Origin of the sequence: Bradyrhizobium neotropicale, from assembly GCF_001641695.1 — a bacterium.
GTDB classification, from domain to species: Bacteria; Pseudomonadota; Alphaproteobacteria; order Rhizobiales; family Xanthobacteraceae; genus Bradyrhizobium; species Bradyrhizobium neotropicale.
The window spans coordinates 34,416-61,333 of the sequence record NZ_LSEF01000048.1 but is presented as its reverse complement, the minus strand read 5'-3'; the positions used below and the strand labels follow the sequence as shown (position 1 = coordinate 61,333).

19 protein-coding genes are annotated in these 26,918 nt (G+C 65.8%); 7 read left to right on the top strand and 12 right to left on the bottom strand.

Annotated features, from left to right (window positions below):
- Positions 1-89: 89 nt before the first annotated feature.
- The gene (locus tag AXW67_RS16365) at positions 90-1,418 is read right to left on the bottom strand and encodes an IS1182-like element ISBne1 family transposase (protein WP_076611901.1); all 1,329 of its coding nucleotides are present in this window, start codon (positions 1,416-1,418) and stop codon (positions 90-92) included.
- A 202-nt stretch (positions 1,419-1,620) separates the two neighbouring features.
- On the opposite strand from AXW67_RS16365, the gene AXW67_RS16360 reads away from it, so the two are divergent.
- From AXW67_RS16360 to AXW67_RS16350, 3 genes are all read left to right on the top strand, one after another.
- Entirely contained in the window at positions 1,621-2,127 is a 507-nt protein-coding gene (locus AXW67_RS16360) for a tyrosine phosphatase family protein (protein ID WP_063678700.1), read from the top strand.
- Between the two features lie 226 nt (positions 2,128-2,353).
- Positions 2,354-3,322 (top strand): NUDIX hydrolase, encoded by a 969-nt coding sequence (locus AXW67_RS16355; RefSeq protein ID WP_063678699.1) that lies wholly within the window; start codon positions 2,354-2,356, stop codon positions 3,320-3,322.
- Between the two features lie 46 nt (positions 3,323-3,368).
- Positions 3,369-6,065, top strand: a complete 2,697-nt coding sequence (locus AXW67_RS16350; RefSeq protein ID WP_063678698.1) for a DUF2339 domain-containing protein — start codon at positions 3,369-3,371, stop codon at positions 6,063-6,065.
- Positions 6,066-6,068: 3 nt separating this feature from the next.
- Here the strand turns inward: AXW67_RS16350 and AXW67_RS16345 are convergent, their stop codons facing one another.
- The 6 genes from AXW67_RS16345 to AXW67_RS16320 form a co-directional block, all read right to left on the bottom strand.
- A complete protein-coding gene (locus tag AXW67_RS16345) occupies positions 6,069-7,757 on the bottom strand; it encodes a methyl-accepting chemotaxis protein (protein WP_063678697.1) in 1,689 nt (562 codons plus the stop codon).
- Between the two features lie 186 nt (positions 7,758-7,943).
- Positions 7,944-9,914: a methyl-accepting chemotaxis protein gene (locus tag AXW67_RS16340; protein WP_063678696.1), complete on the bottom strand. Its 1,971-nt coding sequence runs from the start codon at positions 9,912-9,914 to the stop codon at positions 7,944-7,946.
- 266 nt (positions 9,915-10,180) lie between these two features.
- Positions 10,181-10,432 (bottom strand): DUF6894 family protein, encoded by a 252-nt coding sequence (locus AXW67_RS16335; protein ID WP_027553771.1) that lies wholly within the window; start codon positions 10,430-10,432, stop codon positions 10,181-10,183.
- A 165-nt stretch (positions 10,433-10,597) separates the two neighbouring features.
- Positions 10,598-11,185 carry a hypothetical protein gene (locus tag AXW67_RS16330; protein ID WP_063678695.1) on the bottom strand — a complete coding sequence of 196 codons (588 nt, stop codon included), beginning with the start codon at positions 11,183-11,185 and terminating at the stop codon, positions 10,598-10,600.
- A 115-nt stretch (positions 11,186-11,300) separates the two neighbouring features.
- Positions 11,301-12,287 carry an acrylyl-CoA reductase (NADPH) gene (gene acuI, locus AXW67_RS16325; RefSeq protein ID WP_063678694.1) on the bottom strand — a complete coding sequence of 329 codons (987 nt, stop codon included), beginning with the start codon at positions 12,285-12,287 and terminating at the stop codon, positions 11,301-11,303.
- Positions 12,288-12,328: 41 nt separating this feature from the next.
- Positions 12,329-13,582 (bottom strand): MFS transporter, encoded by a 1,254-nt coding sequence (locus AXW67_RS16320; RefSeq protein ID WP_063678693.1) that lies wholly within the window; start codon positions 13,580-13,582, stop codon positions 12,329-12,331.
- A gap of 334 nt (positions 13,583-13,916) precedes the next feature.
- Here AXW67_RS16320 and nadA point away from each other — a divergent pair, with 334 nt between their 5' ends.
- From nadA to nadC, 3 genes are read left to right on the top strand one after another with little or no spacing between them, the layout of a single operon-like run.
- On the top strand, positions 13,917-15,023 hold the full coding sequence (nadA, locus tag AXW67_RS16315) for a quinolinate synthase NadA (RefSeq protein ID WP_063678692.1): 1,107 nt from the start codon (positions 13,917-13,919) through the stop codon (positions 15,021-15,023).
- Positions 15,024-15,067: 44 nt separating this feature from the next.
- Positions 15,068-16,672 carry an L-aspartate oxidase gene (locus AXW67_RS16310; RefSeq protein ID WP_063678691.1) on the top strand — a complete coding sequence of 535 codons (1,605 nt, stop codon included), beginning with the start codon at positions 15,068-15,070 and terminating at the stop codon, positions 16,670-16,672.
- 11 nt (positions 16,673-16,683) lie between these two features.
- The gene (gene nadC / locus AXW67_RS16305; protein WP_063678690.1) at positions 16,684-17,562 is read left to right on the top strand and encodes a carboxylating nicotinate-nucleotide diphosphorylase; all 879 of its coding nucleotides are present in this window, start codon (positions 16,684-16,686) and stop codon (positions 17,560-17,562) included.
- A gap of 159 nt (positions 17,563-17,721) precedes the next feature.
- Here nadC and AXW67_RS16300 read toward each other — a convergent pair whose 3' ends face one another.
- The 3 genes from AXW67_RS16300 to AXW67_RS40530 form a co-directional block, all read right to left on the bottom strand.
- Positions 17,722-19,170, bottom strand: a complete 1,449-nt coding sequence (locus tag AXW67_RS16300) for a cell wall hydrolase (RefSeq protein WP_063678689.1) — start codon at positions 19,168-19,170, stop codon at positions 17,722-17,724.
- A gap of 608 nt (positions 19,171-19,778) precedes the next feature.
- The gene (gene ppdK / locus AXW67_RS16295; RefSeq protein WP_063678688.1) at positions 19,779-22,688 is read right to left on the bottom strand and encodes a pyruvate, phosphate dikinase; all 2,910 of its coding nucleotides are present in this window, start codon (positions 22,686-22,688) and stop codon (positions 19,779-19,781) included.
- A 95-nt stretch (positions 22,689-22,783) separates the two neighbouring features.
- Positions 22,784-22,939, bottom strand: a complete 156-nt coding sequence (locus AXW67_RS40530) for a DUF3096 domain-containing protein (protein ID WP_018648785.1) — start codon at positions 22,937-22,939, stop codon at positions 22,784-22,786.
- A gap of 232 nt (positions 22,940-23,171) precedes the next feature.
- Here AXW67_RS40530 and AXW67_RS16290 point away from each other — a divergent pair, with 232 nt between their 5' ends.
- The gene (locus AXW67_RS16290; RefSeq protein ID WP_027553780.1) at positions 23,172-23,522 is read left to right on the top strand and encodes a DUF1236 domain-containing protein; all 351 of its coding nucleotides are present in this window, start codon (positions 23,172-23,174) and stop codon (positions 23,520-23,522) included.
- A gap of 239 nt (positions 23,523-23,761) precedes the next feature.
- Here AXW67_RS16290 and glyS read toward each other — a convergent pair whose 3' ends face one another.
- Both glyS and AXW67_RS16280 read right to left on the bottom strand, forming a co-directional pair.
- Complete coding sequence (glyS, locus tag AXW67_RS16285) at positions 23,762-25,873, bottom strand: glycine--tRNA ligase subunit beta (protein ID WP_063678687.1); 2,112 nt, start codon at positions 25,871-25,873, stop codon at positions 23,762-23,764.
- Positions 25,873-26,811: a glycine--tRNA ligase subunit alpha gene (locus AXW67_RS16280; protein WP_027553782.1), complete on the bottom strand. Its 939-nt coding sequence runs from the start codon at positions 26,809-26,811 to the stop codon at positions 25,873-25,875. Before AXW67_RS16280 ends, glyS begins: the two co-directional genes overlap by 1 nt.
- Positions 26,812-26,918: the final 107 nt, after the last annotated feature.

The following is a 26,918-nucleotide window of genomic DNA, read 5'->3' as shown; positions in this document are numbered from 1 at the left end:
TTTGTTTCGGCATTTGCCATCAAGGAGCGGTAGGGCTCCCTGATGGCAAGAAGCCGGCGGCGTCAGGCCGCCGGGTCCGCTTCTGCGGTCTATGCTTTTGCGAGACGGTGTCCTTGCAGGATGTTGTTGGTGAGGGCGTACCAGAGCACGACGGCACGAATCTTCTCGATGCCGCGCACGGTCAATTGCCTGAGGTCCCAGTTCCGCCATCGGGCATGGATGCATTCGCAGATCGTGCGGGCTTGGTACTGTGCCTTGCCGGCTTCGCTGGCCATGCGAGCACGCCAAGCCGCTACCCCAGGACCGTCGCTGCTCCGGGGTAAAAAGGGATCGACACCGCTCCTGGATTTGGGGGGAGGACAGTAAATCTCAACACCTTCGCCATGCGCCCATTCGATGTCCTCGCCACTGCAGAACCCGCCATCGGCGAGGTAGCGGCCTGGCAAGCGCTTCAGCCGAGCGCGCGTTCGCTCCAGCATCGGCCGCATCAAGCCACGATCTGAGCCGCTGTTGTCGACATCGATCGCGACCACGAGCAGTTCGCCGGCTGCACTGGCGACCTGCACATTGTAGGCCGGGCGGAAGCCGGCATCCGCCATCTTCATCACCCGTGCTTGCGGATCAGTGGTGGAGGCACGTGATTCCTTCGGCTTTTTGCCGTTGCCGCCCTTGTCGTCGAGCTGCTTTCGCTTGCGCCTGATCTCAGCCAGCGCGGCTTGGGCCGCTTGCACCCGCTCGCTGCGTTCCCGCGCCGCACGCTCCCTGGCAGCCCGGATGCGCCGATTGCTGGCTTCCGGATCCGCATCAACCTCGCGCCTGAGCTCTTCCACTACGGCCTTCGCCTGTGCCATCTGCCGATCCAGCGTCGCCTCCCGCCGGAAGGAGCCAGTTCCCGCACTCGCCCGTATCCGCACCCCGTCCTGAGTCAGCTTCTCCAGATCGACCAGCCCTGCCTCATTCAGGGCCATCAGATGTTCGACCAGCAAACGGTCGAGCAAGTCGGCACAGCCGACCCGGAAGTCCGACAGCGTATGATGGTTCAAAGACACGCCGCCGCAGAGCCAGCGATAGACGTCGTGACTATCGCAGAGTCGGTCCAAGGCACGCGCGCTGCCAACGCCATCGCTCGTGGCGTAAAGCCAAAGCGCCAGCAACAGCCGCGGCGACGGTGCTGGATGGCCGGGCGTGTTTTCCCTCGCCTTGACCCGATCCTCCAGCTCGCTCAGGTCCAGCCCCTCAACATAAGCCCAGATCACCCGTGCCGGATGATCCTGCCCGATCAGGCTATCAATATCGACCGCTCGCAACTCGATCTGATTGCGAACAGGCTCGCGCAGCCGAGGTCCACCCCGCGGCACCTCCTCGGTTCGTGGCCCCGACTGTTCCGGCAATTCGCCAAAAAGTCCGTCGTCAGACATCACTGCCTCCAGCAATCAACCTGCTCAGAGAATCACATCCGCCCAACGCCCGGTACAAAAAGATTCACAGTCTCGTAGGGTGGGTAAAGGCGCACTCGCGCCGTGCCCACCATCTTTTCGCGAGTGCAACGAAAGTGGTGGGCACGCTTCGCTTTGCCCACCCTACAGTCGCTCGCTATAATCGCCGGCAAAAAGGTCCGCCATGATCCACGTCTGCTCCCTCGCCGCGCTTCCCGAAACTGTCCGCCTCACCGGAGCCAGCCACGTGCTGACGGTGATGGCCAATGTCGAGCAGGTGGCGCGCCCTGTCTCGGTGCTGCCGGCCAATCATCTCAAGGTGTCGATGGACGACATCACCGAGGAGATGGACGGCTTTGTCGCGCCGTCGGAAGCACATATCGAGCAGGTGCTGAACTTCGTGCGCGGCTGGGACCGCATCGCGCCGATGGTCGTGCATTGCTATGCCGGCATCAGCCGCTCCACCGCGAGCGCCTTTGCCGCCGCCTGCGCGCTCAACCCGCAGCGCGACGAGAGCGAGATCGCCAGAAAGATCCGCGCGGCCTCGCCGATCGCCTCGCCGAACCGGCGCATCGTCAGCCTCGCCGACCGCGCATTGGGGCGCAACGGCCGCATGCTGCGCGCGCTCGACGAGATGGGCCCAGGTGCGATGCTGGTCGAGGGCCGCCCCTTCGCAATCGAGCTCGAATGACCCCAACGCGCCACATCGCAGGTGCGCTCCCTCTCCCGCTTGCGGGGGAGGGTTGGGTTGGGGGTGCTTCCTCAATGAACACTCCCCGAGCGGAGACAGCCCCCACCCGGATCGCATCTTACGATGCGATCCGACCTCCCCCGCAAGCGGGAGAGGTGCAGCGAGTTCGCGGACACATCGAGCCGATCAGCATGACCTCCGTTTCAGTAACGCTGTCGGTTGCCGGATGAGCGACAAGCTGCTGACGCCGATCGAGATCGGCCTGACTGCCGCGATTGTCGCGATCGAGCACCATGAGCCGCTGGTCCTCACCGCGCGCGGCGACGACGGGCTCATCGGCCTGCCGTTCGGTCCGTTCGATGCGCTGAGCCATCGCACTTTCGAAATCGGTTTGCGCGCCTGGGTCGAGGAGCAGGCGGCCTTAAGGCTCGGCTATGTCGAGCAGCTCTACACGTTCGGCGATCGCGGCCGCCATGCCGAGGTCGCCGACACCGGCGCGCACACCGTGTCGATCGGCTATCTCGCGCTGACGCGTGCGGTCGACGGAGCGGTCGCCGCGACGGCGGCGAGCTTCGAGCCCTGGTACCGGTTCTTTCCCTGGGAGGACTGGCGCGAGGAGCCGCCCGCGATCATCGCCCACGACATCGTCCCGCCGCTGACGAAATGGGCAGAGGAGGAAACGCCGGAGACGACCCGTGCGCTGCCGCGCAAGGATCGCGTGCGGCTCTATTTCGGCGTCGATGGCGCGGCCTGGGACGAGGAGCGTGTGCTCGACCGCTACGAGCTGCTCTATGAGGCCGGCCTGATCGAGGAGGCGCGACGCGACGGCCGCCCTGCGGCATTAGCGCGCAAGACGCTGCCCGCGCTCGGCACTTCGATGCGGTACGACCATCGCCGAATCCTCGCCACCGCGATCGCCCGGCTGCGTGCAAAACTGAAGTATCGTCCTGTCGTCTTTGAACTTTTGCCTGCCGAGTTCACACTCACCGAATTGCAGTACACGGTGGAGGCGATCTCCGGCCGGCACCTGCACAAGCAGAATTTCCGCCGATTGGTCGAGACGGAAGCCTTGGTCGAACCGACCGGGGTGATGTCGACACAGACTGGCGGACGGCCGGCAGCGCTCTATCGCTTCCGGCGCGAAGTGCTCCAGGAGCGGCCGGCACCCGGCTTGCGCGTGCGCTCCCGGCGCTAGACCATTTGCGTGATCGGCCGTTGTGCGCCGATTGCCTGGAGGCCTTATGTTCGACGCCCCGTTCGACGTCTTTGCGGTGATGCTCGCGGTCGCCGCCTTCCTGATCGCGATGAAGGCCTCCAATCAGGCAACCGAGCTGCGCAGGCGGCTGAGCTCGCTGGAGGCAGCGCTGCAAGGCCAGCGGCCGATCCAGCCGCCGCCGCTGGTGCCCTTCCAGGAGCAGGGGTCGGCGCCCGCCGAAGCCGCGCCAGAGCCGCCGCCCATCGCGCCCGAGGCCGAACTGGCGCCGCCTCTCGTCGCTGATGCCGCCGCACCGCCGCCGCTCGAGCCGAGCCCCGATGTGCCGCCGCCGGCACCGACTGCCGGGCCCGGCTTCGAGGAGCGCCTCGGCACGCGCTGGGTGGTGTGGATCGGCGGCCTTGCGCTCGCGCTCGGCGGCTTCTTCATGGTGCGCTATTCGATCGAGGCCGGCCTCGTCGGCCCCGGCGTGCGCGTCTTCCTCGGCGGCCTGTTCGCGCTGGCGCTGCTCGGCGCCGGCGAATGGACGCGGCGCAAGGAGAGCATCTCCAACATCCAGGCGCTGCCGATCGCCAACATTCCGGCGATCCTCACCGCGGCCGGAACGGCGGTGGCGTTTGCGACCATCTACGCCGCCTACGCGCTCTACGGCTTCCTCGTTCCCGCGACAGCCTTCGTGATGCTCGGCCTCGTCGCGCTCGCCACGCTCGCCGCTGCGTTGCTGCATGGACCCGCGCTCGCCGGCCTCGGCGTGGTCGGCGCCTTCGTCACGCCCGTCCTCGTCTCCAGCGGCAAGCCGGACTATTGGGCGCTCTACGTCTATCTCGCCGTCGTCAGCGCCGCGAGCTTCGGTCTTGCCCGCATCCGGCTGTGGCGCTGGCTCGCGGTGACCACCATCGCCTTCGCCGTGCTCTGGACCTTCCCCGGCCTCGATGTCGCCGAGTTGCAGGTCGCGCCGCATGCCTTCCACGTGATCGCAGGCTCCGTGCTCGCCGCGCTCCTCGTCGTCTGCGGCTTCATGTTCGGCCCCACGATCGACGACGGCCAGATCGAGCCGGTCTCGTCGAGCGCGCTCGCCGCGTATCTGTTCGGCGCGATGCTGATCGTGCTGTCGAGCGCGCATGCCGATCTTGCGCTGATCGCCTTCACGCTCCTTGTCGCGGCAACGCTCGCCGTTGCCTGGCGCGCACCGGCGGCGACCGGCGCGCTGGGCGCGGCCAGCGCCACCGTCTTCATCGTGTTCGCCGAATGGGCGGTGCGCGCCAATCCGGACATGCTGGTCCTGCCGGGCGGCCCCCTGCCCGGCATCGGCCCGACCGCGACCGACAGCGCAGTGACCTTGCATCTTGTGATGGCAGCGATCTTCGCGGCCGGCTTCGGCGTTGCCGGCTTTCTCGCACAGGGCCGTTCAAGCTCGGCGATCATCCCGATCGTGTGGTCGGCGACCGCGGTCGCAACCCCGATCGCGCTTCTCGTCGCGCTTTACGCACGCATCGCCCATCTCGACCGCTCGATCCCGTTTGCGATCCTTGCGGTGCTGCTTGCCGCTTCGTTCGGCGCAGCGACTGAAGCGCTCACGCGCCGCGAGACCCGGCCGGGTATTGCGATCTCCATCGCCCTGTTCGCCACCGGCACGCTCGGCGCGCTCGCGCTGGCGCTGACCTTCGCGCTGGAGAAGGGCTGGCTGACAATCGCGCTGGCGCTGATGTCGCTCGGCACCGCCTGGATCTCGATGCAGCGGCCGATCCCGTTCCTGCGCTGGCTCGCCGCCATCTTCGCAGGCATCGTCACCGCGCGGATCGCCTACGATCCGCGCATCGTCGGTGACGCCGTGGGCACCACACCGATCTTCAATTGGCTGCTGTGGGGCTACGGCCTGCCCGCGCTGTCGTTCTGGGCGGCGAGCCGCTTCCTGCGCCGCCGTGGCGACGATCCGCCGCTGCGGATGGTGGAGGCCGCCGCGATCCTGTTCACGGCGCTGCTCGCCTTCATGGAGATCCGTCACCTCGCGACCGGCGGCCGCATGACGTCGCCGCCCTCGCTACTCGAATTCGCGCTCCAGCTCTGCGTCACCCTCGCGATGGCAATCGGGCTGGAACGGCTGCGGTTGAGGACCCACAGCATCGTGCACAATGTCAGCGCCGTCGCCCTCACGGTGATCGCCGGGCTGATCAGCGTGTTTGGCCTCCTGATCCTGGAGAATCCGTGGCTGCTCAGCAGCGTCGATGTCGGCGGCCTCGTGTTCAACCTGCTGCTGCTCGGCTACGCGCTGCCGGCGGTGCTCATGCTGCTGCTGTCCTATGCGGTGGCAGGACATCGCCCCGCGCCTTACGCCAACACTATTGCGGGCGGCGCGCTGGTATTCGCGCTCGCTTACGTGACGCTGGAGATCCGCCGCTTCTATCACGGGCCGGTCCTGCTCTACGGCGCAACGACGGGCGCCGAGCAATACACCTATTCGATCGGATGGCTCGCTTTCGGCGTGGTGCTGCTCGGCGTCGGCATCCTCGTCAATTCGGAGCGTGCGCGGCTCGCCTCCGCCGTCGTGATCGCGCTCACGATCCTGAAAGCCTTCGTCGTCGACATGTCGACGCTGACGGGCGTCTATCGAGCGCTGTCGTTCATGTGCCTCGGTATCGTGCTGGTCGCGATCGGCTGGCTGTACCAGCGCATCCTGTTCCGGCGGCAGGCATCGCCGCCGCCGGCACCGCAGACAAGCGCGTAAGGGTCAAGCCGCGCGGACCGAATCCAGGAACTGCGCGACTTCGACCTTGAGACGCGTGCTGTCGCTCGCGAGCGACTTGGCGGCCGACAGCACCTCCGTCGAGGCCGAGCCGGTCTCGATCGCGCCGCGCTGCACGTCGGTGATGTTCGAGGAGACCTCCTGCGTGCCGACCGAGGCCTGCTGCACGTTGCGCGAAATCTCCTGCGTGGCTGCGCCCTGCTCCTCGACGGCCGCTGCGATGGCGGAAGCCACCTCGGACAGCCGTTCGATGGTGCCGCCGATCTCCTGGATGGCGCTGACGGACTCCTGCGTTGCCGCCTGGATGCCCGCGACCTGCTGGCCAATCTCGCCCGTCGCCTTCGCGGTCTGCTCGGCCAGGGCCTTGACCTCGGAGGCGACCACAGCGAAGCCGCGGCCGGCTTCGCCCGCGCGCGCCGCCTCGATGGTCGCGTTCAGCGCCAGGAGGTTGGTCTGACCCGCGATCGTGTTGATGAGCTCGACGACGTCGCCGATGCGCGACGCGGCCTGCGACAGCGCGTTGACTCGCTCATTGGTGCGCGTCGCCTGCTCGACGGCCTCGACCGCCATCCGCGCCGAATCCTGCACCCGACGGCTGATCTCGGTGATGGAGGACGACAGCTCTTCCGAGGCCGACGCCACCGCCTGCACGTTGGTGGACGCCTCCTCGGACGCGGCGGCAACGACGGTCGCGAGCTCCTGACCGCGCTGCGCGGTGCTGCTCAGTGTCGTCGCGGATGCCTCGAGCTCGGTCGAGGCCGACGACACGGTCCCGACAACCTCGCCGATCATGACCTCGAACTTGCGGGTGATGGCGTCGACGCGGCGGCCGCGTTCGATCTTGGCTTCGGCATCGCGCGCCGCCGTCTCGTCAGCCGCCTTCTTGGCGATCAGCGCTTCCTTGAAGATCTGGAGCGCATCCGCCATCGAGCCGATTTCGGTCCTCTCACCGCGATGCGGCACCTCGGCCGAGAGGTCGCCCTCACCGAGCGCCTGCATCGGGCGGATGATGGACGCGACACCTCGAGAAACGTCGCGCACGAGGTAATAGGCGGCGCCGATCGCGACCACGACGGCAACAACGATGACGCCAACCAGCAAGCGGAAGATGGTGGCATAGCTGTCGGCCGCCTGCTTCGTCTCCATCTCAGCGCCTTGGTTGTTGAGCTCGATGTCCTTCTGGAGCAGCGGATCGGCCGCCTGGGCCATCTTTGCGACCTTGGTCTGCAGCAACTCGTTGGCATCGGTCGGGAAGCGGCCGACGCCCTTGCGCGACAGCGCCGTCACCTCCTGCACGCCGTTCAGATACTCGGCCCACGCCTTCGTCCACTGCTCGTAGAGGGATCGCTCTTCGGTCGACGTGATCAGGGGCTCATAGACCTTGCGCGTCTGCTCGATGCGCTCGCGCAGCGAGGCCAGCCGCTTCTCGGCGGCATCCTTGCCGCCAGCGGTGTCCTGCATGAGGTGCAGGCGGAGCGCTACGCGCAGCTCGTTGATGTCGGCTCGCAGCGAGCCGAGCGCGCGCACGCTCGGCAGCCAGCTTTGCGCGATCTCGACGGTGTGGGCATTGATGTTCTGCATGGTGCCGATCGCCATCACGCCGACGCCGGCGAGCGAGAGCACGAGGACCGACAGAACGGTCAGAATCTTGAAAACGATCGACAACTTCGACATCAGACGAGGTCCCGGACGGTGATGATACCTGGCCACGCGCAGCAAACTCGCGCCGCCATCGTCGCGTCGACGAGGGGACGGAGGTCAGTTCAACAATGCTGGCTGGTTCTTGTCCGGTAGGATTGCGCTCATAGTTGCAAACAGCCGTTAACGGGAGCCTCCGTAAAATTACGGATATGGCTCGCCTCAGGCCGCCCGCACCGAGTCAAGAAAGCGCGCGACCTCGCTCTTGAGCCGGTTGCTCTCGCGCGACAGCGATTGCGCGGCCGAATGCACCTGTGCGGACGCAGCCCCAGTCTCGCCGGCGCCGCGCTGGACGTCGCCGATGTTGGCCGAGACCTCGAAGGTGCCGCGCGCGGCGTGCTGGATGTTGCGGGAGATCTCCTGCGTCGCGGCGCCCTGCTCCTCGACCGCGGCGGCGATGGTCGACGAGATCTCCGACATCCGCGCGATGGTGTCGCCGATCTCCTTGATCGCGCCGACGGAGTCCTCCGTCGCCGTCTGGATCGCGCCGATGTGCTGGCTGATCTCGCCCGTCGCCTTCGCGGTCTGCTCGGCGAGCGCCTTCACCTCAGTCGCCACCACGGCAAAGCCCTTGCCGGCCTCGCCCGCCCGCGCCGCCTCGATCGTCGCGTTCAGGGCCAGGAGGTTGGTCTGGCCGGCGATGGTGTTGATCAGCTCGACCACATCGCCGATGCGGCCCGCGGCCTTCGTCAGCTCGGCGACGCGCGCATTGGTGCGCTGCGCCTGCTCCACCGCGACGTCGGCCACGCGCGCCGATTCCTGCACCTGACGGCTGATCTCTGAGATCGACGACGTCATCTCCTCGCTCGCGGAGGAGACCGACCGCACGTTCGCGGACGCCTGCTCCGAGGCCGCAGCCACGGCCGTGGCAAGCCCGTTGCCGCGCCCGGCGGCCTGCGTCAGCGTGTTGGAAGAGGCCTCGAGCTCGGTTGCTGCCGACGAGACGGTCTCGATGATCTCGCCGATCGCGCCTTCGAACGTATCGGCGAGGCGCTGCATATCCGCCTTGCGCTGCGCGCGCCGATGCGCGTCCGCTTCCGCCTGCTCGGCGCGCAGCCGCTCGGCTTCCGTCATGTTGGTCCTGAACACTTCGACCGCGCCCGCCATCTCGCCGATCTCGTCCTTGCGACCGATGCCGGGGATAGTGATCGACAGTTCGCCGCGCGCAAGCCGCGTCATCGCACCGACCATCGCGGAGAGCGCCTTCGAGATCGAACGTCCCAGCAAGAAGCCCACCGCGGCGAGCACGACGACGGTGACACCGAAGGCGACCATCATCCACAGGCGAACGGCCTCTTGCGTCGCGGCCTCGGCGGCGTCGGCCTGTCTATACATCGCTTCGACGGCGGTCCGCACCTCCGCCATCAGCGGCTCGAGCTCGCGAAACGTCTTCATCATGCTCGCGTCATAGGCCGCGCTCTGCTGCGCAGTCTCCGCCCATGCGAGGAACTCCGACTGGTATTTCTGCAGCTTCGCCGTGATGTCGGTCATGACCGAAGCGGGCACCGCCGCGGCTTCCATGGCCTTGGCGAACTCGCCTGCAGCCTTCTTCAGCTCGGCAATGTATTTCGGATCGCGCCGAAGCATGAAGTCCTTCTCGTGCCGGCGCATCATCAGCATCCAGCTCGTCAGCCGCGGATTGTCGAGCTCCTTGAGCTTTGCCTCGATGTCATGCACGGCGCCGCGGAGCGAGCCGGACAGGCCGACCGTCTCGTTGAGGCCGAGCTTGATTTCGGCGCCGAGCAGCGCGGCGAAATCCGCGGCGTAGCGCTTGAAGCCGTCCTGAGCCTGCCTCGTCTTGTCCGACAGCGCGCTCATGCCGCCGGCCGACATCAGCCGCTCCACCTCGTCAAGATCCCGGTTGATCGGCCCGATCAGCTCGGCATGAGCCTTGGCGTAGCTCTCGTTGCGGCGCTGCTGAAAATTCTTCTCGTTGCGGCGCGCCTCGAGCATCTCGATCGATATCTGCTTGTTCAGATCGACGATCGCGCGGGCGCGATTGGCGGTGGCGCGGGAGCCGTCCTGGGACAGGCTGCCGATCAGATAGATCGCGCCGAAAGCAACCAGCCCGACGAGGCCGAAGAAGCCGATCGCCATGACCTTGTGGGTGAGGCGGATGGAAAGGCCGCTCATGAATGTGCTCCAGTACGATCGAGACGCAATACAGGGAGGGCTCGGCAACGGCCCGGAAAATCGCGGCGATGATGACTGCTTCGCTTTTCTGGAAAGTTAACCTTGCGCATCATTCGTCGCGGCGTCGCAACATGAACGCGCACGAGCGCTACGCGGCTACGCGCGACGGTTGTGCAATCGCCGAGGGATCTCGAAAGAAGCGGGTGAGGAAGAGCGAAGCGATGGGGCGCTATCTGTGTCGCACCATCCAGCGCGACGCTGCGTGCTCAATCGATGTTGTTGGGAAGCGGATAGGTCTCGCCGACCAGGCTGATGCGAAACACCGGCCTCTTCTCTTCGTCGAGCAGCTCCATGCTCCATTTGGCATTCGGCTTCAGGCTGCGCGCGATGCCGCCGAGCAGGTTGGCGCAGACCTCGGTCATCTCCGTCCAGGCCGCTGCGCGATCGTCGAATTCATAAGGCTGGTCGGCGGCGCCGGAATACCGACCCGTACTGATGCGAAAAAAATAAAGCGACATCGTCGAACCCTTCATAGGGCTGCCCCCCGGCCGTCACCCAAACTGGGCGCGAGTCGCTACCAAGGCATGAAAGAAACCGCCCGTATGACTACGGCGCGGCGGCCCGAGGGCTGCTGAATATCGTCGACAAGGCGTGCGCGCACCTCCCGCGCGCGGCCCAGAAACTCAATCGGTCGAGCGGCGCAGCTCGAGCGGACCTTCGCTCCTGGCGGGCTCCGATTTGACCGGCTCGAGCCGGCCGCGCTCGACGCGCGGCGTCTCAACCCGTGCGGCGACTTCGGTGCTCGACGAGGCGACCGAACCGGAGCGCTCCGACGCGCGCAGCGAGCGCGGCCGCGCAGCAGCGCGCGCCATCAGCATCTGGTTGCCACCCTGGTGATGGAAGTCGCAATAGGCGAAGCCCATGCCCGATACCGAGCCGCGGAAGCTGCGCTCATCGGTCTTTTCGAGGTTGAAACACGGCTCGAATGGAATGCCCTTGATCGAGGCGCAGACGTTCTGGCCACGAATCTGGAGCGTGTTGCCGGGCAGGCGGATGTGGCGCACCGGACCTGCGCCGGAGAACTGCACCGCGCCGGCAGCGCCGAGATCGTCGAGAATACGGCCTGCGCCGCGGGTACCGTCGAAGCAGGTGAAGGCGAAGACCTTGCCGGCAACGAAGCGGCGCGCCTCATCGGCGTTCATGCTCCCAGCAATGGCCGGCGTGAACGTCGCTGCCGCCGTGACAGCCCCCAACACAATACGCGCAAGCATGCTCAAACTCCGAACAACCCCCGCAGCGGGCGATGCCTGATCTCTCTTTACCCGCTGATTACCATACTAACCATGGCAACAATGGAGCAGCTTGGTTGGTAAAGTCTGAACGCCGTTAGAGAATCTTTACCACGATCCGGCCGCGGACCTCGCCGGCAAGAATTTTCGGGCCCCATTCGATGGCCTCGCCGAGCGAAATTTCATGAGTGATTTCAGATAGTTTCGTCCGATCCAAGTCGGACGCCAGGCGCAGCCAGGCGGCCTTCCGCGGCGGAAGCGGGCACATCACCGAATCGATGCCGAGAAGGCACACTCCGCGCAAAATGAACGGCGCGACCGAGGACGGCAGGTCCATGCCGGCGGCAAGGCCGCAGGCCGCGATCGCCCCGCCATACTTGGTCATCGACAGGAGGTTGGCGAGCGTGGTCGAGCCGACGCTGTCGACGCCTCCCGCCCAGCGCTCCTTGGCTAGTGGCTTCGCCGGCGCCGACAATTCGCTGCGGTCGATGACTTCGGCTGCTCCCAGGTGCTTCAGATAGTCGGCTTCAGAGGCGCGGCCGGTGGAGGCGATGACGTGATAGCCGAGCTTCGACAGCACGGCGGTTGCGACTGAGCCGACGCCGCCGGCCGCGCCCGTCACCACCACGGGGCCGCTCTTCGGCGACAGCCCATGCTTTTCCAGCGCCAGCACCGAGAGCATCGCGGTGAAGCCTGCGGTGCCGATCGCCATGGCGTCGCGCGTCGATAGCCCCTGTGGCAATGCGACCAGCCAATCGCCCTTCACCCGCGCCTTCTCGGCATAGGCGCCGAGATGGGTCTCGCCCATGCCCCAGCCGGTGCAGACGACCTTGTCGCCCGCTTTCCATTGCGGATGCGAGGATTGCTCGACCGTGCCGGCAAAGTCGATGCCGGCGATCATCGGGAAGCGTCGCACCACCGGCGCCTTGCCGGTGAGCGCGAGGCCGTCCTTGTAGTTCAACGTCGACCATTCCACGCGCACAGTGACGTCGCCGTCCATCAGTTCGGCTTCGTCGAACTGCGTGAGCGCGGCGGTGGTGCCCTTGTCCGCCTTGTCGATCCGGATCGCCTTGAATGTGGCCACGGCTGAACTCCCTGACTTTGTTTCAGGGGATGTTTAGCCGATCAGGCAGGCTGTGCAACCGCCCGCTGGACCGGTTTCTCCACGATCGGCAGATTGATCAGCGCCGAGAGCACGCCGAACAGGATCGAGAGCCACCAGATCGGCGTATAGGAACCGAACCGCTCGAACACGATGCCGCCGAGCCAGACGCCGAGGAAGCCGCCGACCTGATGGCTGACGAAGGCAAAGCCGTAAAGCGTTGCGAGCCAGCGCGTGCCGAACATCAGCGCCACCAGCGCAGAGGTCGGCGGCACCGTCGACAACCAGGTCAGGCCGGAGACCGCGCCGAACGCGATCGCCGAGAACGGCGTGATCGGGAACGAGATGAAAGCCAGCGTCGCGAGCGCACGCGTAAAGTAGATCGTCGAGAGGATGTAGCGCTTGGGCAAATAGTTCTGGAGATAGCCGACGCTCAGCGAGCCCATGATGTTGAACAGGCCGATCGCCGCGATCACCCAACCGCCGGTTTGCGTCGAGATGCCGCGGTCGACGAGGAACGCCGGCAGATGAACCGTGATGAAAGCGAGTTGGAAGCCGCAGGTGAAGAAGCCGAGCACCAGCAGCACATAGGAGCGATGACCGAAGGCTTCTGCGAGCGCCTTGGTGAAGGACTGCTCATCCGCGGCCGTCGCGCTGGCGGAGCTTTCGATCGGCGGCGTGGAGAGCGCCAGCGATAGCGGGATGATCAGCAGCATCAGTAAGCCGAACACAGTGAGCGCCTGCTGCCAGCCGAAATTGTCGATCAGCGCCACACCGACCGGCGCGAACAGGAACTGGCCGAATGAGCCCGCCGCGGTGCCGGCGCCAAGCGCAAGGCCGCGCTTCTCGGCCGGCAGCAGCTTGGTGAACGCCGACAGCACCAGATTGAACGAGCAGCCGGCGAGACCAAAGCCGATCATGACGCCCGCACCGAGGTTCAGCGACATCGGAGTCGACGAGTAGCGCATCAACAACAGGCCGCCGGCATAGAGCACTGCACCGACGCACATCACCCGGAACAGGCCAAAGCGGTCGGCGACCGCGCCGGCAAACGGTTGGCCCAGTCCCCACAACAGATTCTGCACGGCAATCGCGAGACCGAACACATCGCGGCCCCACGCGAACTCATGGCTCATCGGCTGCACGAAGAAGCCGAGCGCAGATCGCGGGCCGAAGCCGAGCATGCCGATCGCACAGCCACAGAGAATGATGATGGCCGGCGTGCGCCAGGTGGAGGAACGTGAAACCGGACCGAGCTCGCTCGCTTGTGTCGACATGCAATTCCTCATGTGTCGCTGGCGGGTCCGGGATAGGCAACGCCGAACAGCGATTTAATGCAGTTGCATGAAAATCCCAAGTCAAAAGTGATTGCGTTCCACGAAGAGCTGTCGCGGGAGCATTGCGTTTCAACGAGGCCTCGCCTGACGCGCGAGGCGCGATTTGACGAGAATGTGTGCGGCAGGACCTAGCGGCCCCCACATCGGCGTGCTATTTTAGATTTACTCAATTTGAGTATATCAAGAGCTCGACGAAGTCCCACCGGCCCCTCGGCCGGATTTCTCAGGCCCCATATATACTCACCTAGAGCATAACCATGCACGGGAGGCTTCGATGCCGATCACTGGAATTTACGGCCCCGACGATTTCACCAGCCGGCCTCAAGGCCAATCCGCCACCTCTGCCCGCCCCGCGCCTGTCCGCACGGCGCCAGCGCTGCCGATGCCGTCGCTGGCATGGACGGCCGGGGTCGAAGCGGCGACCGCTCATCTCTACGAGCGGGTCAAGCACGTGATCCCGCCGATCGAGTGGCCGCTGATGGCGCCGACCATCAAGGCGATCAACGAATTGAAGCAGGCGCGGGGCGCGGTGATCCTCGCGCACAACTACCAGGCGCCCGAGATCTTCCACTGCATCGCCGACATCGGCGGCGACTCGCTCCAGCTTGCGGTCGAAGCGACCAAGGTGAAGGCCGACATCATCGTCCAGTGCGGCGTGCACTTCATGGCCGAGACCTCGAAGCTGCTCAACCCGGACAAGACGGTGTTGATCCCCGACACGCGCGCCGGCTGCTCGCTTGCCGCCAGCATCACGGGCGCCGATGTGCGGCTGCTCCGTGAAAAGTTTCCCGGCGTGCCTGTCGTCGCCTATGTCAACACGTCGGCGGAAGTGAAGGCCGAGGTCGACATCTGCTGCACTTCATCGAATGCTGTGCAGGTGGTCGAAAGCCTGAACGCGCCCAGCGTGATCTTCCTGCCCGACCGCTATCTCGCGACCTATGTCGCCTCAAAAACCGATGTGAAGATCATCGCCTGGAAGGGCGCCTGCGAGGTGCACGAGCGCTTTACCGGCGAAGAGCTGCGTAGCTATCGCGACGCGGACCCGTCCGTGCAGATCATCGCGCATCCCGAGTGCCCGCCGGACGTATTGGCGGAAGCCGACTTCACGGGCTCGACCGCGCACATGATCAATTGGGTGCGCGAGAAGCGGCCGAAGCGGCTCGTCATGATCACGGAATGCTCGATGGCCGACAATGTGCGCGCCGAGCTTCCCGACGTCGAGATGCTGCGCCCCTGCAATCTCTGCCCGCACATGAAGCGCATCACACTATCCAACATTTTGGACAGCCTGCTGACGCTTCGCGAGGAGGTGACGATCGATCCCGCACTCGCGATGCGCGCACGGCGCTCGGTCGAGCGGATGATCAATCTGAAGAATTAGCGACACACGCGCCGTCGTTCCGGCGGAGAGTTTGGAGAAAAACCATGACCAACATCCACAATCTCACCCGCACCACCGACGACGTCGTCATCGTCGGCGGCGGGCTTGCCGGGCTGTTCTGTGCGCTGAAGCTGGCGCCGCGGCCGGTGACGCTGATTTCGGCGGCGCCGCTCGGACAGGGCGCATCGTCGGCTTGGGCGCAAGGCGGCATCGCCGCGGCGGTGGCCGAAGGCGACAGCCCCGAATCACATGCCGCCGATACCGTCGCAGTCGGCGGCGGCCTCGTCGATGAAGCGGTCGCACTTGGGATCGCGCGCGAGGCGGGCCTGCGAATCCACGATCTGCTCGCTTATGGCGTGCCATTCGATCGCGACCTCGAAGGCAAGCTCGCGGTCGGCCGCGAGGCCGCGCATTCGGCGCGGCGCATCGTGCATGTGCGCGGCGACGGGGCGGGTGCAGCGATCATCGCGGCCTTGAGCGAAGCCGTGCGCCGCACGCCCTCGATCCGCGTCATCGAGGGTCTTGCTGCCGAAGCCCTGCTGACCGAGGACGGCGCGGTCACCGGCCTCCAACTCCGTGAGGTCGCGAACGCGGCGGCACGGCCGACATTTCTCGCCTCACGCGCGATTGTGCTCGCAACCGGCGGCATCGGGCATCTCTATGCCGCCACCACCAACCCGGTCGAGGCCGGCGGATCTGGCCTCGCAATCGCCGCGCGCGCCGGTGCCGTGATCGCTGATCCCGAATTCGTCCAGTTCCACCCGACCGCGATCACGGTCGGCCGCGATCCGGCGCCGCTGGCGACGGAGGCGCTGCGCGGCGAAGGCGCGACGCTGATCAATGGCAACGGCGAACGCTTCATGCTGGCGCGCCATCCGCTCGCCGAACTCGCGCCGCGCGACATCGTGGCCCGCGGCGTGTTCGCCGAGATCGCGGCAGGGCACGGCGCCTTCCTCGACGCGCGGCAGGCGCTCGGCGCGCGCTTCGCGGAAAAGTTTCCGACCGTGCATGCGAGCTGCATCGCCGCCGGCATCGATCCCTCGACGCAAGCCATTCCGATTGCACCGGCCGCGCACTACCACATGGGCGGGATCGCGGTGGACGCGCGCGGCCGCAGCTCGATCGACGGACTCTGGGCCGGCGGCGAAGTGTCGTCGACCGGGGCGCATGGCGCCAACCGGCTCGCCTCCAATTCGCTGCTGGAGGCTGTGGTCTACGCCGCGCGCATTGCCGACGACATTGCCGGCTGCGCGATCCCCTCGCCTGCCCGGCTCCCCGATGGACTGGTGGCGCCGCCCGGCGGCACGGCGGATGCCGCGGCCGTGAAGCGGCTGCGTGCGATCATGAGCTCACGGGTCGGCGTAGCCCGCGACGGCGACGGCCTTGCGGAAGCGGTGCGCCACCTTGGCGCCCTCGAACGCGAGGCCACGAGCGGCGCGCTGTGCAACATGGCGACAGCAGCCCTGCTCGTGGCAGCCGCAGCCTGGGCCCGGCGCGAGAGCCGCGGCGCGCACTTCCGCTCCGATCATCCGGTGGAGGTTGCCTCGCGCGCGCAGAGAACCATGACCACGCTCGCAGCGGCGCGCGAGGTGGCCGAAAACCTCACCGAGCACTCACGGCCGCGAACCGCGCAACCCATGATCGCCTGACGGAGCCTTGCATGATCACGCCCGCTTCTCTGCTTTATCCCGACGCCTTCCTCTCGCCGCTTGCGATCGACGAAGCCGTGCACCGCGCGCTCGACGAGGACCTCGGCCGCGCCGGCGACATCACCTCGCTGGCGACGATTCCCGAGGCCACGACGGCGCAGGCCATCCTGGTCGCGCGTCAGGCCGGCGTGATCGCCGGACTGCCGCTTGCGCTCGCGACGCTACACAAATTGTCGCCGAACATCGAGGTGCGGACGCAGGTCCGCGATGCGGCACGCGTTGCCCGTGGGCAGCACGTGTTGACGATCACCGGTCCCGCACGCGCCATTCTCACGGCGGAGCGCACAGCGCTGAACTTCGTCGGCCGGCTGTCGGGCGTCGCGACGCTGACGGCCGACTACGTCCGTCAGACGGAAGGCACGAGAATGCGCATCTGCTGCACCCGAAAAACCACACCGGGATTGCGGGCGCTGGAGAAATACGCGGTGCGCTGCGGTGGCGGCTTCAACCACCGCTTCGGCCTCGACGATGCGATCCTGATCAAGGACAACCATATCGCGGTCGCCGGCGGCATCCGCCCGGTGCTGGAGCGCGCCCGTGCCCATGCCGGCCATCTCGTCAAGATCGAGATCGAGGTCGACAGGCTCGCGCAACTTCGCGAGGTCCTCGACAGCGGGCTTGCCGATGCCGTGCTGCTCGACAACATGGACCTCGCCACGCTGCGCGAGGCGGTCAAGCTTGCAGCCGGTCGCGTCGCGCTGGAGGTCTCCGGCGGCGTCACACTGGAATCGATTGTCGCGATCGCGGCAACCGGCGTCGACTACGCCTCGTCCGGCGCGCTGACACACTCGGCGCCGAATTTCGACTGCGCGCTGGATATCGAGGCGTGAGGTGGCTCACTCCCTCTCCCCGCTTGCGGGGAGAGGGTTGGGGTGAGGGGGAGTCTCCGCAAGGGCGGTGAAAACCGGACTCGTGGAGAGTCCCCTCACCCGGAATCCGCGCTCCGCGCATTCCGACCTCTCCCCGCAAGCGGGGCGAGGTAAAGCAGATTACCGCCGCTCGCTCACGCCCATCTCGGCGGAGCTCTTCGCTTCCTGGGCGAGCTCGGCGGAGAGTGCGGCCGTCTGCGCCGGCGTGCCCCAGCTCGGCTCCTCGCTGCCATCGCCCCAGGCGCGCGGCCGGTAGAAGGTGTGCACGCCGAACTTGTACATCTTCTTCATCTCGGCGACCCAGGACGGGCGCACCCAATAGGCGTGGTAGTGCGTGGACTTGCCGACCTCGGGCAGCCAGACCTGGCCGTCGAGCATCGCCTTCGCGATCTTCTTGGCGCGCTCCCACATCTCGGGCTCGCGGATCACGTCGGGATTGTTGTCGCAGGCGAAGGTGAACTGGCAGGCGAAGTGGCGGTACTTGTTCTGGTAGACCACGCCGCACACCGTGTCCGGATATTTGCCGGAGAACACGCGGTTCATCACCACTTGCGCCACCGCGATCTGGCCGCGCACGGCTTCGCCGCGGGACTCGAAGTAGACGGCTTCCGCCAGACACTTCTCGGATTTCGCGCGCGACTTTTCGTCGAGGGCGAGCCGCTCGGCCGGTGACTTGGCGCGCTGGTTGTCGACATTGACCTCGCCCTTCGGCGCGACGCTCTCGCCGCTCTCGGTCGCCTTCGCAACCTCTTCCGACGGCGGCGGCAGCGAGGCCATCACCTTCATATCAGGGTCGGGCAGCACGATCAGCGGCTCGGCACCGGGCTGCCAGCTCTCGATGCTCTCGAGGCTGCCGCCGAGCGAGGAGCTGCCGAAGAACAGGTTCGACGTCTTCACGCTGAAAGGCTCGCGCGATGGCGCGGTCGCCACCGGCGCCTGCTTCAGCGCGTCGAGCGGCTGGGCCGCAAGCGACAAAGCGATGTCGCCGGCCTTCGGCGGGTTGGAATATTGCGGCAGCGGCGGCGCGCGCATCGCTTCCTGGAGCTCGGGATCGAGCGCGGCTGCGGACTCCGGCGACATTGGCTGCGGCAGCGCCGCGGCCTTGGCGCCGAACACAGAGCTGTTCGACGTCGCGGGATCTTCCTGCGCCGGTGCTGCCGGCGGCGTCGCTGTCTCAGGGGCGGGCGTGACGGTGGCGAGACGATCGCCCTTCAGCGAGCGATCGACCTTGGGAAAATCGGAAGCCTGATAGCGCGGCGGCGTCTGCAGCGCCGGATTGCGGGTGATCGTGCCGGTGATGTCGCGGCCATCGAGGCTTGCGAGGCGAACCATCGCGCTCTGCGGCACCGATGTTCCGATCGGGCGGGCGAAGCTGTAGGTGGCGAGCTGGATCGAGGACGCCGCCGAAAACACCTGCTTCTGCCAGCGCTCGGCAACGCCGGGCTGGCGCGCCAACAGCGAAGCAATGTCCTGATAACCGGTCTCTCTCGGCATCAATGCGAAGATGCAGAGCCCGATGCCGAAGGACGCGAACCGCGCGCCCTTCGGATGGTTACGCAACATAAACATCGATACGCTCACGCAACACTTACGCTCGTCTGATCGAAGTCAGTACATCCGTGCAATTCGATCTTTATTGTCAGTATCTAATTTAGGTTGCCGGGGCGTTAATCGACGTTGCCCGCATGGCACACTCAAGCAATCGCAGGCGTTTTCACGAAGCGATCGATGGCGTTGGTAAATGCGCCCTCACGTGAAACGGTAAACATTCGGTCAACGCGCATGGTGAAGGAATTCTTGATGACGCGTGTCATTATGGAACGCGTGCGGTTCCGTCGTTACAGGAGTCTCGTCACATCAGCGCCGTCATGCCCCGCGAAGGCGGGGCATCCAGCACGCCGCGGCTTCTCCGAATTACGTCACCGCCTCTGGAATACTGGACCGGCCGCCCCAGTGCGCAATTGCGCACAAGGCGGGCGATGACAGTGAGAGTGTGGCGCGTACGTGCCCCGAGCTCGTCATTGCGAGCGCAGCGAAGCAATCCAGACTGCTTTCGCGGGAAGACTCTGGATTGCTTCGCTGCGCTCGCAATGACGGCGTGGCGGAGAGCGGAGATCAAAATGAAAGAGGCGGAGCCTTGGCCCCGCCTCTCTCAACTCAAAATCTGACCCTTCGGCTCACGCCTGGCTGGCAATCGCCTTGCCGAGCGCGGCCTGCGCGGCGGCGAGGCGGGCGATCGGCACGCGATAGGGCGAGCACGAGACGTAGTCGAGACCGACCGCGTGGCAGAACGCGACAGAGGCGGGATCGCCGCCGTGCTCGCCGCAGATGCCCATCTTGAGCGAAGCGCGCGTCTTGCGGCCGCGCGCGACGCCGATCTTGACGAGCTCGCCGACGCCTTCCTGGTCGAGCGAGACGAAGGGATCGATCTGCAGGATGCCCTTCGTCACGTAGGGACCGAGGAAGCTCGCGGCATCGTCGCGGCTGATGCCGTAGGTGGTCTGGGTGAGATCGTTGGTGCCGAAGGAGAAGAACTCGGCGCTCTCCGCGATCTCGCCCGCGACCAGGCAGGCGCGCGGCAGCTCGATCATGGTGCCGACCTGATAGGCGAGCTTGGTGTTGGTGTCGCGCATCACCGCCTGCGCGGTCGAATCGATCCGCGCCTTGACGAGATCGAGCTCGGCCTTGGTCGCGATCAGCGGCACCATCACCTCGAGGCCGACGGCCTTGCCGGTGCGCTTCTGCGCTTCGACCGCGGCCTCGAAGATCGCGCGGGCCTGCATCTCGGCGATCTCAGGGTAAGCAATCGCGATGCGGCAGCCGCGGAAACCGAGCATCGGATTGAACTCCGAGAGCTCGCGCGCGCGGTCAGCCAGGCGCCGCGGATCGGTGTTCATGGCGCGGGCCACTTCCTCGATCTCGGCGTGGGTGTGTGGCAGGAATTCGTGGAGTGGGGGATCCAAGAGCCGGATCGTGACGGGCAGGCCCTTCATGATCTCGAACAGCTCGACGAAGTCGGCGCGCTGCATCGGCAGGAGCTTTGCCAGCGCGGCACGGCGCGACTGCTCGTCCTCGGAGAGGATCATCTCACGCACCGTGCGGATGCGCGTCTCCTCGAAGAACATGTGCTCGGTGCGGCAGAGGCCGATGCCCTGCGCGCCGAACTTGAGCGCGGTGCGCGCGTCTTCCGGCGTATCGGCGTTGACGCGCACGCCGATCTTGCGGACCTGGTCGGCCCAGTTCATCAGCGTGCCGAACTCGCCGGAGAGCTCCGGCTCGATCATCGGCATGCGGCCGGCCAGCACCTGGCCGAGCGAGCCGTCGATGGTGATGACGTCGCCGCTCTTGAAGGTGCGCGATCCGATGCTCATCGTGCCGCGGCCGTAATCGACGCGGATCGTGCCGCAACCGGAGACGCAGGGCTTGCCCATGCCGCGCGCGACCACTGCGGCGTGCGACGTCATGCCGCCGCGGGTGGTCAAGATGCCTTCGGCGGCATGCATGCCGTGGATGTCTTCGGGGCTGGTCTCGATACGGACCAGGATGACCTTGCGTCCGTCGGCCTGGAGCTTGGCCGCTTCATCCGAGGAGAACACGATCTCGCCGGAGGCGGCACCCGGCGAGGCCGGCAGGCCGGTCGCGATCACATCGCGCTTGGCGTTGGGATCGATGGTCGGATGCAGAAGCTGGTCGAGCGAAGCCGGATCGATCCGCGTCACCGCTTCCTTCTTGGAGATCAGCCCCTCATTGGCGAGCTCCACCGCAATGCGCAGCGCCGCCTTGGCGGTACGCTTGCCGCCGCGGGTCTGGAGCATCCAGAGCTTGCCCTGCTCGACCGTGAACTCCATGTCCTGCATGTCACGGTAGTGCTTCTCGAGCAGCGTGTAGATGCGCGTCAGCTCCTTGAAGGCGTCCGGCATCGCCGATTCCATCGACGCCTTGTCGGAGCCCGATTCCTTCCTCGCCTCCTCGGTGATGTCCTGCGGCGTGCGGATGCCCGCCACCACGTCCTCACCCTGTGCATTGATCAGGAACTCGCCGTAGAGCTTGCTCTCGCCGGTCGAAGGATTGCGCGTGAAGGCAACGCCGGTCGCCGACGTCTCGCCCATGTTGCCGAACACCATGGCCTGCACGTTGACGGCGGTGCCCCAGGATTCCGGAATGTCGTGCAGCTTGCGGTAGGTCACCGCGCGCGCATTCATCCAGGAGGAAAACACCGCGCCGATCGCGCCCCAGAGCTGATCGTGCGGATCCTGCGGGAAGTCCTTACCCGTCTCGCGCGCGACCGCGTCCTTGTACTTGCCGACCAGCTCGACCCAGTCGTCGGCGGACAGGTCGGTATCGAGCGTGTAGCCCTGGCTATCCTTGAAGGTGTCGAGGATCTCCTCGAAGTGATGATGCTCGAAGCCGAGCACCACGTCCGAATACATGGTGATGAAGCGGCGATAGCTGTCGTAGGCGAAGCGGCGATCGCCGGACAGCTCGGCCAGTGCTTCCACGGTCTCGTCGTTGAGGCCGAGATTGAGCACGGTGTCCATCATGCCCGGCATCGAGGCGCGCGCGCCCGAGCGCACGGAGACGAGCAGCGGGTTCCTGGCATCGCCGAAGACCTTGCCCGTCAACTTGCCGACATAGTCGAGCGCCTTCTCAACCTGCGCCTTCAATTCCTTCGGATAGTTTTTGTCGTGTGCGTAGAAATAGGTGCAGACCGAGGTCGGGATGGTGAAGCCGGGAGGCACCGGCAGGCCCAGATTGGCCATTTCGGCCAGGTTGGCGCCCTTGCCGCCGAGCAGGTCGCGCATCTCTGACCTTCCCTCGGCCTTGCCGTCGCCGAAGGTGAAGACCCACTTCCCGGCCTTGACCGCGCTCGGTGCCGCTTTTGCGGCCACCTTAGGCGCAACGGCCTTGGTCGCAGGCTTCGCGGCCGGCTTTGCCACCGACTTGGCAGCCACCTTGGCAGCCGGCTTTGCGACCGGCTTCGCGGCGCTCTTCGGAAGCGCCTTGCGGGCCGGCGGGGTGGCTTTCGCCTTGGCAGAGGACTTTGATTTCGCTGGCATTTTCTTAGGCTTCGAGGCGGCTTTGGCCATGGCTTGCAACAACCTGCGAGAGGGACGGGAAATCGCGGGCCTTACACCATTTTGGGCGGGCCCGCGCAAGTCGAACAGTTCCGGAAAATGAACGCCTAGAGGTGCAGCCACTTCAGGAGCCCAAGCCCGATCGCGCCGTTCACGATCAGAAAGATCGCGACGATCAGGTTGAGGAGCCGCGGCATGATCAGGATGAGCACGCCCGCAATCAACGACAGGATCGGCGAAATGTGGGCGACGGTGATGTGCATGAATTATCTTTCTGTGGCGTGAGACGTGAGGCGAATCGCGGGCGGATCATAGCCGGGCGAGTTCCGCGAGTAGAGACGCCTTGGGCCCCATGCGAGTTCCCGCCCTCGCAAAAACTGCCCGAAATTGCCGCGAATGCGGCGATGCATTTCTCGGAACATTGCAATGACGCATGCATTGGCAATCGGTCGCGCAACTTGCGCTTCCGAAACTATCACGTCGAAGGAGTTGCCCATGCGGAACAGGATTCTTGCTCTTGCAGCGCTCGCGGCCGCGATCGGCTCGCCCGTCGCGGCGCAGGCGCAAACCAGCACGGTGGGACGTGCTCCCGTTGTGGTCGATAGCGGCCCGACCATTGCGGTCGAGCAGCGGCCGGCCTTCCGCGCATATGTCGTCGAGCAACGCGTGCCGACCTTCAATGTACCCGATCGCATCGTGGTCGGTGCCACCTTACCCGAAAGCGGTGTGACCTATTATGACGTGCCGCAACGCTTCGGCGCGACGACGTACCGCTACACCGTCGTGAACGGCGAGACCGTGCTGGTCGAGCCGCGCTCACGGCGCATCGTCGAGGTGCTCGACTAGCACCACTCGACTCGATGTCCGGCGCGCCGATCGAGAGGCGCGAGCAATGTAAAAATCGGACATCAGGCCCTGCCCGGTCTCCCCCCACCGGGCGGGGCTTTTTTCCCAATGACCGCCGTCATTCCGGGACACGCCGAAGGCGTGGGCCCGGAATCCATCGGGCCGCAGCGCGTGACGATGAATGGATTCCGGGCTCGCGCTTCGCGCGCCCCGGAATGACAGCCTCAATTGTGGCGCGCTCAATCCTGGATCTTCGAGAAATCCGCGACCGCACGCGTGGCGCTGCGGATCTCGTTGAGCAGCTTCAGGCGGTTCTCGCGCACCTTCGCATCCTCGTCGTTGACGCGGACCTTGTCGAAGAACGCATCGACCGGCGGACGCAGTTTTGCCATCGCACTCATCGCGGCGGCAAAGTCTTCCTTGGCGACGGCGGCGCTTGCCTCAGCCTTCACCTCACCAATCGCCTTCGCCAGCGCCTTCTCTTCAGGCAGGCTGTAGAGGCCTGCATCCGGCGCGCCGTCGAACGTGCGCTTGTCCTTCCTCTCCTCGATGCTGAGGATGTTGCTGGCGCGCTTGGTGCCGGCGAGCAGATTCTTGCCGTCGTCGGTGTCGAGGAATTTTCCGAGCGCCTCGACGCGGCGGACGATCATCAGGAGATCGTCCTGGCCGCCGAGCGCGAACACGGCGTCGACGAGATCGTGCCGCGCGCCCTGCTCACGGAGCTGCACCTTCAGGCGGTCGGCGAAGAAGGCGAGCAGATCGCTCGGGATCTTCTGTGCATCGGCCGGCTTGACCGACAAACCAGCGAGCGCGGACGCCGCCACGTTCGACAGCGAGAGCCGAAGCGCGTTCTCTGCGATCAGCCGGATCACGCCCAGCGCCGCACGGCGCAGCGCATATGGATCCTTCGATCCCGTCGGCTTCTCATCGATCGCCCAGAAACCGGCGAGCGTATCGAGCTTGTCGGCGAGCGCCACCGCCACGCTCACCGGATCGGTCGGCACGCGATCGGCGGGGCCCTGCGGCTTGTAGTGTTCCTCGCAGGCCGCGGCGACGGAGGCGTCTTCGCCCTGGGCGAGCGCGTAGTACTTGCCCATCAGGCCCTGGACCTCAGGGAATTCGCCGACGACTTCGGTCAGCAGATCCGCCTTGGCGAGATGCGCGGCGCGCTTGGCCTTGACGACGTCGGCGCCAACCGTTGGCGCGAGTTCGGCGGCAAGACGCTCGATGCGCTTGATACGTTCGGCCTGCGTCCCGAGCTTCTCGTGGAACACGATCCGCTCGAACTTCGGCAGACGATCCTCGAGCCTGGTCTTCAGGTCTGTCTCGTAGAAGAACTTTGCGTCCGACAGGCGCGCGCGGATCACGCGCTCGTTGCCGCCGATGATGGTCTTGCCGCCGTCGGTCGCCTCGATATTGGCGACCAGAATGAACTTGTTGGCCAGCTTTCCGGTCTTCTCAGTGCTCTTGGGATCACTGACCACAAAGCATTTCTGGTTGTTGCGGATGGTGGCGCGGATCACTTCCGCGGGCGTCGCCAAGAATTCCTGATCGAACGAGCCCATCAGCACGACCGGCCATTCCACGAGGCCCGCGACCTCGTCGAGCAGGTTCTGGTCCTCGACGAGGTCAAACCCTTGCGCGAAGGCAAGCTGCTTGGCGTCGGTCAGGATCGCATCCTTGCGCCGCTCGGCATCGAGCACGACCTTCGCGTTCAGGAGCTTCGCCTCATAGTCCTCGAAGCGGCGCACCTTAAACGCAGCGGGCGCGAGGAAGCGATGGCCGTAGGTCGTATTGCCGGCCTCGATGCCATCGACCGAGAAGTTCACGATATCGGGCTCTTCGGTCTCGAGCCCGAACGTCGCGGTGATCGCGTGCAGCGGACGCACCCAGTTCAGCGAGCCGGGCTTGGCCGAGCGCACGCCCCAGCGCATCGATTTGGGCCAGGGGAAGGTGCGGATGATCACCGGCAAAATCTCGGCGAGCACGTCGATCGCTGCGCGGCCGGGCTTTTCGATCAGCGCGATGTAGAAATCGCCCTTCTTGTCGTTCTGGATTTTCGCTTCGCTAAGCGAAGATAGGCCCGTGGCTTTCAGGAAGCCCTGAATTGCAGGCTCCGGCCCGCCGACGCGCGGGCCGCGGCGCTCTTCCTTCAGATCGGGCTGACGCACGGGGATGCCGTGCACGGTCAGCGCGAGGCGGCGCGGCGTCGCGAAAGCTTTCGCGCCGTCATAGACGAGGCCTTCGGCGACAAGCTTGTCGGTGACCATGCGCCGCAGGTCGTCGGCCGCCTTGGCCTGCATGCGCGCGGGAATCTCTTCGGAGAACAGTTCAAGCAACAAATCGGGCATCAGGCCGCTCCACCGGCTTCGGTGTGCACCCAGGCTTCGCCGCAGGCCTTTGCCAGCTCGCGCACCCGGAAGATGTAGCTCTGCCGCTCCGTCACCGAAATCACGCCGCGCGCATCGAGCAGGTTGAAGACATGGCTTGCCTTGATGCACTGGTCATAGGCCGGCAGCGCCATCAGGTGCCGCCTCTGGTTGTCGGCTTCACGCCAACCCGCCGCGAGATATTTCTTGCAGGCCTCCTCGGCCATCTTGAACTGTTCGAACAGCATCGTGGTGTCGGCATATTCGAAATTGTGCCGCGAATATTCCTGCTCGGCCTGGAAGAATACTTCCCGGTAGCTGACCTTCTCGGCGCCCTCGCGGCCGTTGAAGTTCAAATCCATGATGCGGTCGACGCCTTGCAGATAGCAGGCGAGCCGTTCGAGCCCGTAGGTGAGTTCGCCCGCGACCGGCGCGCATTCGACGCCAGCGACCTGCTGGAAGTAGGTGAACTGCGACACTTCCATGCCGTCGCACCAGCATTCCCACCCGAGACCCCACGCTCCCAGCGTCGGGCTCTCCCAATCGTCCTCGACAAAGCGGATGTCATGGAGGGCCGAGTCGATGCCGATCGCGGCGAGCGACTTCAGATACAGCTCCTGGAGGTTCGGCGGCGACGGCTTGAGGATCACCTGGAACTGGTAATAGTGCTGGAGCCGGTTCGGGTTCTCGCCGTAGCGCCCGTCCTTCGGCCGCCGCGAGGGCTGCACATAGGCGGCATTCCACGGCCTCGGCCCGAGCGCGCGCAGGGTGGTCCCGGGATGGAAGGTGCCGGCGCCGACTTCCATGTCATAGGGCTGCAGAATCACGCAGCCGTAATCCGCCCAGTAGCGCTGTAACGCCAGGAGCAGGCCCTGGAACGAGCGGTCCGGGCGCATATGGGCGGGCAATGAGGCGTCCATCGTCGGATCAGGCTCTCGCGGGGGGGTTTGAATCGCGCGGGACCGTATCGACGGCGGGGATGGGAATCAAGGCGAAGGGGGTGGATTCGGGCCAAACAGCCCATCAT